General features: G+C 68.7%; 13 protein-coding genes. 2 read left to right on the forward strand and 11 right to left on the reverse strand.

Annotated elements, in window-relative coordinates; all coding sequences use genetic code 11:
• Nucleotides 1-37: 37 nt before the first annotated feature.
• Complete coding sequence (locus VV02_RS22395; RefSeq protein ID WP_052595246.1) at nt 38-922, forward strand: 1,4-dihydroxy-2-naphthoate polyprenyltransferase; 885 nt, start codon at nt 38-40, stop codon at nt 920-922.
• A gap of 174 nt (nt 923-1,096) precedes the next feature.
• On the opposite strand, the gene VV02_RS22400 is transcribed toward VV02_RS22395, so the two are convergent.
• The 8 genes from VV02_RS22400 to VV02_RS22435 are packed head-to-tail and all read right to left on the reverse strand — an operon-like array spanning nt 1,097 to nt 8,011.
• A complete protein-coding gene (locus VV02_RS22400) occupies nt 1,097-1,339 on the reverse strand; it encodes a DUF4229 domain-containing protein (RefSeq protein ID WP_052595247.1) in 243 nt (80 codons plus the stop codon).
• Nucleotides 1,339-2,343 (reverse strand): c-type cytochrome biogenesis protein CcsB, encoded by a 1,005-nt coding sequence (ccsB, locus tag VV02_RS22405; RefSeq protein WP_052595249.1) that lies wholly within the window; start codon nt 2,341-2,343, stop codon nt 1,339-1,341. The genes VV02_RS22400 and ccsB overlap by 1 nt, the downstream gene beginning before the upstream one ends.
• Nucleotides 2,340-4,019, reverse strand: a complete 1,680-nt coding sequence (resB, locus tag VV02_RS22410) for a cytochrome c biogenesis protein ResB (RefSeq protein WP_245633165.1) — start codon at nt 4,017-4,019, stop codon at nt 2,340-2,342. The genes ccsB and resB overlap by 4 nt, the downstream gene beginning before the upstream one ends.
• An 18-nt stretch (nt 4,020-4,037) precedes the next feature.
• On the reverse strand, nt 4,038-4,787 hold the full coding sequence (locus tag VV02_RS22415; protein WP_052595251.1) for a cytochrome c biogenesis CcdA family protein: 750 nt from the start codon (nt 4,785-4,787) through the stop codon (nt 4,038-4,040).
• 3 nt (nt 4,788-4,790) lie between these two features.
• Nucleotides 4,791-5,474, reverse strand: coding sequence for a TlpA family protein disulfide reductase (locus VV02_RS22420; RefSeq protein ID WP_342667856.1), 684 nt, complete (start codon nt 5,472-5,474; stop codon nt 4,791-4,793).
• Nucleotides 5,471-6,112 (reverse strand): histidine phosphatase family protein, encoded by a 642-nt coding sequence (locus VV02_RS22425; RefSeq protein WP_052595253.1) that lies wholly within the window; start codon nt 6,110-6,112, stop codon nt 5,471-5,473. The genes VV02_RS22420 and VV02_RS22425 overlap by 4 nt, the downstream gene beginning before the upstream one ends.
• A gap of 2 nt (nt 6,113-6,114) precedes the next feature.
• A complete protein-coding gene (gene hemL, locus VV02_RS22430) occupies nt 6,115-7,476 on the reverse strand; it encodes a glutamate-1-semialdehyde 2,1-aminomutase (RefSeq protein ID WP_052597429.1) in 1,362 nt (453 codons plus the stop codon).
• Between the two features lie 34 nt (nt 7,477-7,510).
• Nucleotides 7,511-8,011, reverse strand: a complete 501-nt coding sequence (locus tag VV02_RS22435) for a MarR family winged helix-turn-helix transcriptional regulator (protein WP_052595254.1) — start codon at nt 8,009-8,011, stop codon at nt 7,511-7,513.
• Nucleotides 8,012-8,117: 106 nt separating this feature from the next.
• Between VV02_RS22435 and VV02_RS22440 the strand changes: the two genes are divergently transcribed.
• Nucleotides 8,118-8,648, forward strand: coding sequence for a YceI family protein (locus tag VV02_RS22440; protein ID WP_052595256.1), 531 nt, complete (start codon nt 8,118-8,120; stop codon nt 8,646-8,648).
• Between the two features lie 101 nt (nt 8,649-8,749).
• Here the strand turns inward: VV02_RS22440 and VV02_RS22445 are convergent, their stop codons facing one another.
• The 3 genes from VV02_RS22445 to VV02_RS22455 form a co-directional block, all read right to left on the reverse strand.
• Nucleotides 8,750-9,682, reverse strand: coding sequence for a M15 family metallopeptidase (locus VV02_RS22445; protein ID WP_052595258.1), 933 nt, complete (start codon nt 9,680-9,682; stop codon nt 8,750-8,752).
• A gap of 162 nt (nt 9,683-9,844) precedes the next feature.
• A complete protein-coding gene (gene hemB / locus VV02_RS22450; protein ID WP_281177319.1) occupies nt 9,845-10,864 on the reverse strand; it encodes a porphobilinogen synthase in 1,020 nt (339 codons plus the stop codon).
• Entirely contained in the window at nt 10,861-12,411 is a 1,551-nt protein-coding gene (locus tag VV02_RS22455) for a bifunctional uroporphyrinogen-III C-methyltransferase/uroporphyrinogen-III synthase (protein ID WP_245633229.1), read from the reverse strand. Before VV02_RS22455 ends, hemB begins: the two co-directional genes overlap by 4 nt.
• Nucleotides 12,412-12,437 lie beyond the last annotated feature (26 nt).

Consider the following 12,437-nt stretch of genomic DNA (forward strand, 5'->3'; position numbering starts at 1 on the left):
CCACCTGACTCACCCTGAACGAAACCGGAGTACACCTATGGCCACCCTGCAGGAATGGGTGCAAGGGGCTCGTCCCCGCACCCTGCCCGCCGCCGTCGCGCCCGTCCTCGTGGGCACCGGCGCCGCGTACGCCCTGGAGGAGGCCAACCCCGGCTACGCCCTGCTGGCCCTCCTCGTCTCGGTCGCCCTGCAGGTCGGCGTCAACTACGCCAACGACTACTCCGACGGGATCCGCGGCACCGACGACGTCCGGGTCGGGCCGGTGCGGCTCGTGGGGCAACGACTGGCCCAGCCCAGCAACGTCAAGATGGCGGCGTTCATCGCCTTCGGCGTCGCTGCCCTGACCGGCCTGACCCTCATCACGCTGGCCAACACGCCCTGGTTCCTGCTCATCGGCGCGCTCGCGATCGTGGCCGCGTGGAAGTACACCGGCGGCAAGAAGCCGTACGGCTACCTCGGCCTCGGCGAGCTCTTCGTCTTCATCTTCTTCGGCCTCGTCGCCGTGCTCGGCACGACGTTCACCCAGGCCAAGGAGCTCGACGCCGCCGCGTGGGCGGGTGCCTGTGGTGTCGGCGCCGTCGCCTGTGCAGTGCTGGTCGTCAACAACCTGCGCGACATACCCGGCGACACCGAGTCGGGCAAGCGCACACTGGCCGTCCGCATCGGCGACCCAGCGACGCGCACGCTGTACGCCGTCCTGATCGTGGCCGCGTTGGCGTGCGTAATCGTGGCGAGCCTCAGTCACACGTGGGCGCTGCTCGGACTCGTCTCAGGCGTCCTCGCGGTCCCGCCGCTGCGCACGGTGCTGAGCGGTCGCAAGGGCCGCGACCTCATCCCGGCGCTGGCCGGCACCGGCCTGTTCCTGCTGGCGTACGGCGTACTGCTCGGCTTGGGTCTCTACCTCGCCCACCGCGTCGGCTGAGCGCCGCCTCGCAGACGCCGGGCCCTCGCCTCACCGGGCCGCCGACTCGCCCTTCGCACACGCAAAGTGACTCTCTACTTCGAAGGTGCCTCTCCTCTATGGGAGCCACGTTCGAAGTAGAGAGTCACTTTGCGGACGGGAAGCCGGACCCGCAGGCTCCGCGGGGTCGCCCGACTACTGGTCCTCGTCGTCGTCCTCGGCGGTGCGGTGTGCCTCGGCGCGCGCCTGACGCTCCCTGACCTTGGTGTCGATCTGCGTGGCGAACCGCTCCCGCGGTCCTTGCAGCGCGATGAGCGAGATGACCGCCGACACGACCGCGGACACGACGAGCAGGAGCGGACCACGCATCCCGAACATCGCGAGGATCAGCAGGATCCCGAAGAAGATGAAGATGCGCAGCAGGGAGTACCGAACCATCACATTCCTGAGTACGAGTGCTGGCCGACGAAGAACACGTTGACCACGCAGTAGTTGACGATGATGCAGGCGAAGCCGACGAGGGCGATGTACGACGCCCGGCGGCTGTTCCAGCCCGCGGTGACGCGCGCGTGCAGGTAGGCGGCGTAGACCACCCAGATGACGAAGGTCCACACCTCCTTGGGGTCCCAGTTCCAGTAGTGGCCCCAGGCCTCCTGCGCCCAGATCGCGCCGGCGATCAGCGTGAAGGTCCACAGCGGGAACGCGATGATGTGCACCGAGTAGCCCAGTCGGTCCAGCCGCTGCGACGACGGCAGCGCCTTCATGAACTGGACCGCGCGGTGGTCGGACGGCTTCTCCTCGAGGCGCTGCTGGATCAGGTGCAGGATCGTGAGGCTGAACCCGATGGTGAACAGGCCGATCGACAGCGTCGCGACGGTGACGTGGATGGACAACCAGTAGCTCTTCAGCGACGGCAGCAGCTGGGTCGCGTCGGTGTAGAACACGATCGCGGCCAGCATCTCGACCAGCAGCACCGGCCCGGTGATGAAGACCCCGAGCCAGCGCACGTCGCGCCGCAGGCTCCAGATCAGGTAGGCGACCATCGTGAAGGACGCACCCACCGTGGCGAACTCGTACATGTTGCCCAGCGGCGGACGGTGCACCGCGCCACCGCGCAGCGCCACGCAGGCGATCAGCAGCAGCGTGCCCAGCCAGGACAGCGACATCCCGATGCCGGCCCACTGACGCTTCTCCGGCGCCTCGTCGTCCGGCTCGGCGCGGGTCAGTACGGCGGTCGCACCCTCACCGGTGACCTCGCCCTCGGACTCGGCGGCGGACGTACGACGGGCTGCCGCGCGCGCCTCGCGCCCCGGCGCCTGCGCCAGATCGAACCCGAAGGCCAGCATCGCCAGGGTCAGCACGACGGCCGAGGCGTACAGGCTGTTGGTCGAGGCGTCGGCAAGGCCGGTGTTGGTCTCGCGAGCGAGCAGCTGGGTGATCATGCGGGTTTGCCTGTCCTTGTGACGATGGACTCGAGGAGCTCCTCGAGAGCGGCGGCGAGCCGGGGGTCCTCGCCCTTGGCGAGGCCTCCGACGCTGACCAGGGTACGTCGCCCGGCACCGTCCGCAGCGCCCGACGGCTGACCGTGACCTGGGCCTTCTGGACGAGATTCCTCCTCCGGTGCTGGGGTGACGCGGACGAAGACGCGGCGACGACGCAGCGTCAGTGACATGACGAGTCCGATCAGACCCGCGACGGCGCCGGCCAGGGCAGGCATCTTGCCCGGGTCGGTGCGCACCGAGAGACCGGCCCAGCGCGGGATCGACTCGAGCGTGATGGAGCCCTGACCGCCGGGGAGAGTCACGGTCTGCCCCGGTGTGACGAGCAGACGCAGTGGCTGGCCCTTGGCGTCTTTGAGCTGGGTCATCTTGGCGGTGTCGAGCGTGTAGACCGACTGCGGTCGAGCGGTCGGGAACAGATCACCCTCGAACGCCGTCAGCACCAGCGCCGGCTGACGCAGCCCCGGGAACGTGGAGATCGGGCCCATCTTGTCGTCGAAGTCGAGACTCGGGATGAAGAAGCCTGCGAAGCCGAGCTGCTTCGGGCTCGCACCAGTGACCTTGACCGCGCCGACCGACTTGTAGGTGTTGTCCTGCGGCAGGAACGGCGTGGCCTGGCGATAGATCACCTTGCCGGCCTTGTCGCGCACCGTGATGACGGGCGCGTAGCCGTTGCCGAGCAGGTAGACCGAGGCGCCACCCATGCGGATCGGGTGGTTGACCGCGATGTGCTGCTTCTTGGTCTTGCCGTCCTCGTCACCCGTGGTGACGTCGGCGGTGAAGCTGCGCGGCTGGCCGTACTGCGGGCTGTCGGTCGGGACCTGGTCCTCGAAGGACACGTTGAGCTTGTTGAGGTCGAGGCTCCACGGCGAGAAGTGCTCGACGTCGACCCAAGGGCCGGGATCGATCGTGTCGTAGCGCGAAGCCGTACTCGCGAAGGTGCTCCCCTCGGGCACGATCACATCACCACGCCAGCCGAGCACGTGGCCGGCCGCGACCGCGACGATGACGACCACGAGCGACACGTGGAACAGCAGGTTGCCGGTCTCACGGAGCGCACCAATCTCACCGGACACGGCGTCGCCTTGATCGTCACGTAGCCGGAAACGCTTGCTGCGCAACGCTTCTCGCGCAGCAATGAGTACGTCCTCGGGCGCCGCATCGACGACACGCTCAGTGTGCGCGGGGAGACGTTCCAGGCGCTTCGGAGCCTTGGGCGGCGGCGTACGCATGGCCTGCCAGTGCACCTTGGTACGCGGCAGGATGCAGCCGAGCAGCGACACGACCAGCAGCAGGTAGATCGCGGAGAACCACGGCGAGGAGTAGACGTCGAAGAACCCGAACCGGTCCAGCCACGGCCCGATTGTCTGGTGCTGCGCGAGATAGTCCGAGACCCGCACGGCGTCGATGCCACGCTGCGGCCAGATCGACCCGGGCACCGCGCCGATTGCGAGCAGCAGCAACAGGAACAGCGCAGTGCGCATGCTTGTCAGCTGCCGCCAGAACCACCGCAGTCCACCGACGAGCCCGAGCTTGGGCAGGGTGGGCTTGCTGCTGGCCGGAGACTCGTCGACGTCCTCCGTGGAGGCGTACGCACTCGTCAGGTCATCGGGCGCCAAGGCCGGGTCCTTCCTGCATCAGATCGCCGGCTTGAAGCCATCGACGCCCACGAGGGACGTCTGAATCCAAGAGATGAAGTGCTCCCACACACCGCTGACCATGAGGACGCCGACGGCGAGCATCAGGCAACCGCCGATCAGCTGGATGGGGCGGTGATGGTTGCGCAACCATCGTGATGCTTTCTCGGCCCGCGACCAGCCAGCAGCGATGAGTACGAACGGGATTCCCATGCCGAGCGAGTAGCACGCCGCGAGCGCGACGCCCCTCGGCACGGTGTCGCTGCTGTCGCTGAGCGGTGAGGCCAGCGCCAGGATGCTGCCGTAGACCGGTCCGATGCACGGGCTCATCCCGATCCCGAACGCGACGCCGAGCAACGGTGCACCCGCGAGGCCGGCGGCCGGACGCCACCGGATGCCGACACCGCGCTGGCCGATGAAGCCGAGGTAGACCATGGCCAGCAGGATCACCACGACACCGCCGACGCGCAGCATCGCGCCACGGTGCTCCTGGGTGAGGGAGGTCGCCCAGTCGAAGGCCGCAGCGATCCCGACGAACACGACCGAGAAGCCAAGGACGAAGAGCAGCGCGCCGCTCACCAGCCGGGTCCGACGTTTTTCGTCGGTCAGCCCGGTCACGTAGCCGAGAAAGCCTGGCACCAAAGGGAGTACGCACGGTGAGGCGAACGACACGACGCCCGCGAGCACGGCCAGCAGGATCGCCAGTGGCAGGCTGCCAGTGGCGACCACCTCGGCCGCGTCGGTCGTCATGGGTCAGCTCTTCTCGCCGAGGACGTCGTCGACCAGGTTGCGAACGGTCGTGGCCGTCGTCTGGCCCGACACCCGCGCCGCGATCCGGCCCTCCTGATCGATGACCAGCGTGGTCGGCGTCGTCACGACCTTGCCCTGCAGCCCGAGCAGCGACTTCCCGCCGTCGTCCTGCAGCGAGGGGTAGGTGACCTTGAACTTCGACAGCGTCGCCTGCGCGGACACCGTGGAGTCGCGCTGCAGCACCCCGACGAACTGCACTGGCTTCTTTGCGGATTCGTACGATGCCCACGCGTCCTGCAGGTGCGGCAGCTCCTGCTGGCACGGCGCGCACCACGAACCCCACACGTTGAGCACGATGACCTTGCCCTTGGCGTCGGCGAGCGACCACGGCTTGCCTGCGAGGGTCGTACCCGTCAGCCGCACCGGCTTCTTGCGATGGCTCGCGTTGAGGGTCTCGATCTGGCCGTCACCGGCGACGTAGCCCTTGTTGTCGCCGTCCTTGGCCTGGCCCGAGATGGAGTTCGGGTCGTCGCTGCACGCCGCCAGGCCGCCGACAAGAACGACCGCGAGCATCGCCACCTTGATCTCGATACGCCAGGTCTCGATACGCCCTCCGCTAGCGCTCCGGGCTACTCGACCAGCACCACGGGGGCTCCGGGCTACTCGATCAGCGGTTCGTCGCATCATGCGCCGCCGACCTTTGCGGCCTGGGGCAGCAGGGAGGCGGCCGGCTCGGCGTACGACAGGAAGAGGAGCTCGTCGCCGACAAAGGTGAGTGAGGTGACCGAGGCGAGCGTGCACTCGCGACGACGCGGGTCGTGCCACAACCGCATGCCCTCGTAGTGGCGGCGGGCCGTCCAGACCGGCAGCTGGTGGGACACGATGACGGCTTCGTGGCCGAGAGCCGCGGCCCGCGCGTCCTCGACGGCAGCGGTCATCCGAGTGACGATCTCGGCATACGGCTCGCCCCACGACGGCTTGGCCGGGTTGAGCAGCTTGGGCCAGAAGCGCGGGTGGAGGAGCTGCTTGGGGTTGGACCCCACGGTCAGACCCTCGAAGTCGTTGCCGGCCTCGATGACCCGCTCGTCGAGCGTGACGCCCTGGCCGAGCGCCTCGGCCAACGGCGCCATGGTCTCCTGCGCGCGCTCGAGCGGCGAGGACACCAGATGGGTGATGTCGCGCTCACGCAGGGAGGCTGCGGTCAGCTGCGCCATCTCGCGGCCCAGCGGCGACAGGTGGAAGTCGGGCATGCGGCCGTAGAGGACCTTGTCGGGGTTGTCGACCTCGCCGTGACGGACAAGATGGACGGTCGTGCGGTCGGGCATTGTCAGAGACTCCCATGCGTTTCTGAGGCCGCCCTGGCAGCAGCGGGGAGCGCCTGCAGGACCGCCTCGACTGCATCATCGTTGTGTGACGCGCTCACGAACCACGCCTCGTACGCGCTCGGCGGCAGGTGCACACCCTGGTCCAGCATCGCGTTGAAGAACCGCGAGAAGGCGGCGGTGTCCTGGGACTTGGCGTCGTCGTACGTCCGCACCGCGCCCTCGCGGAAGAACACGCTGAACATCGAGCCGGCCCACTGGATCGTGTGGGGTACGCCGGCCGCGCTCAGCTCGGTGTGCGCGGCGTCGGCGATGCTGTGAGCGACGGTGTCGAGGCGGGCGTAGACCTCGGGGGTGCAGCCCTTGAGCGTGGCCAGTCCGGCGGCCGTGGCGACGGGGTTCCCGGACAGCGTGCCGGCCTGGTAGACCGGGCCGTCCGGCGCGAGGTGGCCCATCAGGTCCGCACGTCCGCCGAACGCGGCGGCCGGGAAGCCGCCGCCCATGACCTTGCCGAAGGTGAAGAGGTCAGGTGCCCCACCGTCGTACGGACCCTCGAGGCCGTACCAGCCCGAGGCCGAGCAGCGGAAGCCCGTCATGACCTCGTCGCTGATCAGCAGCGCACCGTGCGCGCGGGTGATGCGACGCAGCGCCTCGGTGAGACCTGGCTCCGGCGGGACGACGCCCATGTTGCCGGGCGAGGCCTCGGTGATCACGCACGCGATCTCGTCACCGTGCTCGGCAAACGCGGCTTCCACCGCGGCGACGTCGTTGTACGGGAGCACGATCGTCTCCCCGGCGCTGGAGTCGGGTACGCCGGCCGAGTCCGGCAGGGCGAACGTCGCCAGGCCGCTGCCCGCGCTGGCGAGCAGCGCGTCGACGTGACCGTGGTAGCAACCGGCGAACTTCACGACCTTGGACCGTCCGGTCGCCCCGCGAGCCAGACGCAGGGCGCTCATCGTCGCCTCGGTCCCGCTGCTGACCAGGCGCACCTGCTCGAGCGGCTCGACGCGGTCGACGATCTCGGAGGCCAGCGCGACCTCGTTCTCACTCGGCGTCCCGAACGAGAAGCCCTTGCCGGCCGCCTCTGTGACTGCGGAGAGGACCGACGGATGGCGGTGGCCGAGGATCATCGGGCCCCAGGAGCAGATGAGATCGACGTAACGGTTGCCGTCCACATCGGTCAGCCACGGGCCTTCGGCGGAGGCGATGAATCGCGGGGTGCCGCCCACGGCGCGGAAGGCACGGACGGGGCTGTTGACGCCCCCAGGAGTGACGCTGCGCGCCCGCTCGATCAGTGCGGCAGAGCGGGCGGTCGATGAGCTCGACCCAGCAGAAGTACTACGAGACGTAGTGGAGGAGGACGCCATGCCTTCCATTGTCTCAAGAAGGGGTGCGTGCTCGTCAGGCCGGGGCCCACAGGCCGGCCTTCGGCCCGCCGGGCGGTGTGCCGAGACCTTCGCTCACACGCCTCATCGCCTCACCGAGCGCCATGAACTCCTCGGGCGACAGGGCAGACACGAGGTGCTCACGGACGCCTTCGATGTGCACACGGGAAGCCTTGTCGAGCGCCTCCCAACCCTCGTCGGTGAGCACCAGATCCACCCCGCGACGGTCATCGAGCACCGGCACCCGCTCCACCCAGCCGCGCGCCTCGAGGCGCTTGGCCGTGTGCGTCATCCGGCTGCGCGACTGCACGACCATGTCGGCCAGCGCACTCATCCGAAGTCGACGCTCCGGAGCCTCGGACACCATCGAAATGATCTCGTACTCTGCGAGGGAGAGTCCGTGCACCTGCAGGTCGCGGTCGAGGGCCACCTCGAGCTGGCGGCTGGCGCGCAAATACGCCCGCCAAGCCAGTTGTTCCTGCGGGCTGAGCCAGTCGGGCTCGGGCTGGGTAGTCATCAAGGTTGAGCATAGCGATCGGGAATGACTCTCTGCTGTTGAATGTTCAACCAACGACGGCCTATCGTCACACCGGACGCAAACCCTCTCGAAGGAGTTACCACCGATGACCACATTCAAGGACCTCACCCCCGGGACCTGGACGGTCGACGCTGCGCACAGCCAGTTCGGCTTCGTGGCCCGGCACCTCATGGTTTCCAAGGTGCGAGGCAAGTTCAACGACTTCGATGCCGACGTCAAGGTGGGTGAGGACCTCGAGTCCTCCTCGATCAGCGCCACCGTGCAGATGGTCTCGGTCGACACGCTCCAGGAGCAGCGCGACGGCCACCTGCGCACCAACGACTTCTTCGACGTCGAGAACTACCCGACGATGACGTTCAGCTCTACCAAGATCACCGAGGACTCCATCGAGGGCGACCTCACCATCAAGGACGTCACCAAGCCGGTGACCTTCGACCTTGAGTTCGGTGGCGTGATCAGCGACCCGACGATGGGGACGCGCGCGGGCTTCGAGGCCACCACGGTCATCAACCGCAAGGACTTCAACGTCAAGTTCAACGCCCCGGTCGAGGGCGGCGGCGCGGTCGTCAGCGACAAGATCACCATTGTGGTCGAGATCGAGCTCGTGAAGGCCTGACCCGCTCTCGCCGAGAGGCCCACTAAACGCCGAGAGGCCCATCTGTTCATCGCGAACAGATGGGCCTCTCGGCGTTGTCTGGGCCTTTCGGCGAGGACGCTTTAGTAGCTGGGCGCGGCCGGCATCTTGAAGGCCTGCTCCAGCGACGGCAGCTTGGTCTCGTTGAGGTAGCCGGTCAGCCAGGTGCCGACGTAACGCAGGTGCCAGGGCTCCGGCTCGTAACCGGTGACCTTGGAGTTCTGCGGCGTGTAGCGCACGACGAAGCCGTACGCCGCCGCGTGCTTGGCCAGCCACTGGCCCGACTTGGTGCCGGCGAAGCAGGACTCGAGTGAGCACCGGCCGTCAGCTGCCTTGGCATCAAAGGCAAACCCGGTCTGATGCTCGCTGTAACCCGGTCGCGCGGAGAAGGTGTCCGCGGCCGCCCGACCGTCACGGTTGACGTACGACTGATAGAGGCTGCGCTGCCAGCCCCACGATCGGTAGCCGTTGGAGCCGTAGATCTTGACGCCGTCGCGAGCCGCGTCCTTGAGGAGGCGCTGGAGCGGTGCCCCGGCGCGCTTGTCGATCGGTACGCCCGCCATCTGGGTCAGGACGCGTGGCGTGTAGGCGTTGTTGACTCCGTTGACCTTGTTGATGATTCGCCAGGACGAGGTCGCCATGTAGCGGGCCGTCGTCGAGACCGGCACGGTCAGCCGAGCCCTGGTGTGTCGGAAGGTGACGTAGACCTGAGTCGCGGTGCCAGGGCGTACGGACACGGGGACCAGTGCCTTACCGCCGCGCGTCAGGACACCCTGGGCGATGATCTTGCCCTGCAGGTTGCTGACGTAGACCATGCGCGAGGGCAGCTTTGCGTGCTGGACGGTGACGGCGACCATCACCTTGTTGGCTGCGACCGGCATCGACCGGGCCTGCAGCCACCGCTCACCGGCGTCGGCCTGGCTGGGCACGAGGCTGACGCTCGCGGCGGCAGCCAGCAGTGCACCGGTCGTGATCCGCGCCAGAGGGCGTCGGTAGAACGGCATGGCGGTCGGCATGACTCTCCTTGGGGTCCCGGTCGGTGCGCAGCTCTGCTTCTCACTGACCACGTTAACGGCCCGACCCGAATCCACCCACCCCGCAACGGCATGGGCGCGGCGAACTCCAGGTCAACGCCCGGTGCGACGAGGCGTACGGGCTGGGCGTTCCCGCCCGCGAGGTCAGTCCTGCAGGCGGCGCGCGACCTCGACGGCGTAGTAGGTGAGCACGATCTGCGCACCTGCCCGCCTGATCGAGGTCAGGGCCTCCATGATCATCCGCTCGCGGTCGATCCAGCCGTTGGCAGCAGCCGCCTCGATCATCGCCATCTCGCCCGAGATCTGGTACGCCGCCACCGGCACCTCGGACTCCGCCGCCACGGCGGAGACGATGTCGAGGTAGGGCAGCGCGGGCTTGACCATGACGATGTCGGCGCCCTCGGCCACGTCCAGACGCAGCTCGCGCAGCGCCTCCACGGCGTTGGCCGGATCCTGCTGGTAGGTCGACCGGTCACCCTCGAGGGTGGACTCGACCGCCTCGCGGAAGGGGCCGTACAGAGCTGAGGAGTACTTCACCGCATAGGCCAGGATCACCGTGTCCGTGTGGCCGGCCGCGTCGAGCGCCTCGCGGCACGCGGCGACCTGACCGTCCATCATCCCGGACAGCCCGACGACGTGCGCGCCGGCGCCGGCCTGGACCACGGCCATCTCGGCATAACGGTCGAGGGTCGCGTCGTTGTCGACCCGGCCCTCGCTGTCCAGGACGCCGCAGTGACCGTGCGAGGTGAACTCGTCCAGGCACAGGTCGGCCATGATCACGACCGAGTCGCCGACCGCATCACGCACGCGACGGAGCGCGACGTTGAGGATCCCATCGGGATCCGTTGCGCCAGAACCGATCTCGTCCTTCTGAGTCGGCACACCGAACAGCATGATGCCGCCGACACCGGCTTCGACAGCCTCCTTGGCAGCGACCTCGAGCGAGTGCAGCGTGTGCTGGACGACGCCCGGCATCGACTGCAGCGCCACCGGCTCGTCAATGCCTTCCTTGACGAACATCGGCAGCACCAGCTCGGCCGGGTGCAGCCGCGTCTCGCCGACCAGCCGCCGCATCGACGCGGACTGCCGAAGGCGACGGGGCCGCTGCGTCAGCACCCGTTCCGGCCGACCAGCGCTGTGGCGAGGCCCGGCCACGGTGCTCACGCCTTGACCTTGCGGCGCGAGGTGGACTTCTTCTTCTCGCTCGGGCGACGGACGGGCTCACCACTCTCGGCGGCAGCCATCATCAGGCCGCGGCCGAAGTCGGCGAGAGCGTCCACGAGCGACTCGGCGGATGCCTCGCTGGCCAGGACGTCGACCCGCAGGCCGTGCTCCTCAGCTGTCTTGGCGGTCGCCGGGCCGATGCAGGCCACCACGGTCGAGGCGTGCGGTTTGCCGGCGATGCCGACCAGGTTGCGCACCGTCGAGGAGGAGGTGAAGCAGACCGCGTCGAACTTGCCGGACTTGATGGCCTCACGCACCTCCGGCGCCGGCGGGGCCGCGCGTACGGTCCGGTAGGCGGTCACGTCGTCGACCTCCCAGCCCATCTCCTGCAGACCGGCGACCAGGGTGTCGGTCGCGATGTCGGCGCGCGGCAGGAAGACGCGGTTGATCGGGTCGACCAGCTCATCGAAGTCGGGCCAGTCCTCCAGCAGCCCGCGAGCGGACTGCTCACCGCTCGGCACCAGATCCGGCTCCAGGCCCCAGTCGCGCAGCGAGTCGGCCGTCACGCCGCCGACGGCAGCGATCTTCAGACCGGCGAACGCGCGGACGTCGAGGCCGTACTCGACGAACTTCTCGCGGACCGCACGCACCGCGTTGGCGGAGGTGAAGCCGATCCACTCGTAGCGGCCGGTGACCAGACCCTTGACCGCACGCTCCATCTGCTGCGGCGTGCGCGGCGGCTCGACGCTGATGGTCGGTACGACGTCGCTCGAGGCGCCGTAGGAACCCAGACGCCGGGTCATCGAGCCGGCCTGGTCCTTGGTGCGCGGGACGAGGATGTTCCAGCCGTAGAGCGGCTTGGTCTCCCACCAGGACAGCTGCTCGCGCAGCTCGACCGTGCTGCCCACGATGGCCAGCGTCGGGAACGGCACCGTCGCCTTGCGCAGCGTGGCGCTCGCCTCGGCGAGCGTGGTGGTGCGGGTCGACTGGCGGATGGTGGTGCCCTGCGCGGTCAGCGCGACGGGCGTCTCCGGGTGGCGGCCCGCGTCGAGCAGGTTGGCCAGCGCGGGTGCGAGCGTGTCGGGCGCACCAAGGATGACAACGGTGATGTCAGCGTCGACCGAGCGGCTCCAGTCGACCTTCGACTCGCGCGCCGGGATGACGTGCACGGCCCGGGACGAGGCGCTGGTCAGCGGCACACCGGCGTACGCGGGGACCGCGGCCACGGCGCTCACGCCGGGGACGATCTCGAAGGAGATCCCCGCCTTGTGGCAGGCCAGGGCCTCCTCGGCCAGACCGTTGAAGGTCGCCGGGTCACCGTCCATGAGGCGTACGACGAGGGCCTCGCCCGTGTCGTCGGCGGCGGCCTTGGCGGTACGGACGACGAGCTTCGCGCGCGAGGCGGTCGTCAGCGGCTGCCCGGTCTCGCCGTGGCCGGCGTCGACCACCTGGACGTCCTCACGGACGTGTCCGGCGAGGAACTCCTCGCGAGCCACCTGGTCGATGACGACGACATCGGCGGCCTGCAGCAGCTCGGCGGCGCGCATCGTCAGGAGACCCGGGTCGCCGGGGC

Origin of the sequence: Luteipulveratus mongoliensis, assembly GCF_001190945.1 — a bacterium.
In the GTDB taxonomy this organism is placed as follows: Bacteria; Actinomycetota; Actinomycetes; order Actinomycetales; family Dermatophilaceae; genus Luteipulveratus; species Luteipulveratus mongoliensis.

Excerpts from the sequence above, each read along its gene's own strand:
- VV02_RS22435 (WP_052595254.1), bottom strand. The coding sequence starts at position 8,011 with ATGACTACCCAGCCCGAGCCCGACTGGCTCAGCCCGCAGGAACAACTG.
- VV02_RS22425 (WP_052595253.1), bottom strand. The coding sequence starts at position 6,112 with ATGCCCGACCGCACGACCGTCCATCTTGTCCGTCACGGCGAGGTCGAC.
- VV02_RS22455 (WP_245633229.1), bottom strand. The coding sequence starts at position 12,411 with ATGCGCGCCGCCGAGCTGCTGCAGGCCGCCGATGTCGTCGTCATCGAC.
- ccsB (WP_052595249.1), bottom strand. The coding sequence starts at position 2,343 with ATGATCACCCAGCTGCTCGCTCGCGAGACCAACACCGGCCTTGCCGAC.
- hemL (WP_052597429.1), bottom strand. The coding sequence starts at position 7,476 with ATGGCGTCCTCCTCCACTACGTCTCGTAGTACTTCTGCTGGGTCGAGC.
- VV02_RS22400 (WP_052595247.1), bottom strand. The coding sequence starts at position 1,339 with ATGGTTCGGTACTCCCTGCTGCGCATCTTCATCTTCTTCGGGATCCTG.
- VV02_RS22440 (WP_052595256.1), top strand. The coding sequence starts at position 8,118 with ATGACCACATTCAAGGACCTCACCCCCGGGACCTGGACGGTCGACGCT.
- VV02_RS22395 (WP_052595246.1), top strand. The coding sequence starts at position 38 with ATGGCCACCCTGCAGGAATGGGTGCAAGGGGCTCGTCCCCGCACCCTG.
- VV02_RS22420 (WP_342667856.1), bottom strand. The coding sequence starts at position 5,474 with ATGATGCGACGAACCGCTGATCGAGTAGCCCGGAGCCCCCGTGGTGCT.
- VV02_RS22415 (WP_052595251.1), bottom strand. The coding sequence starts at position 4,787 with ATGACGACCGACGCGGCCGAGGTGGTCGCCACTGGCAGCCTGCCACTG.
- VV02_RS22445 (WP_052595258.1), bottom strand. The coding sequence starts at position 9,682 with ATGCCGACCGCCATGCCGTTCTACCGACGCCCTCTGGCGCGGATCACG.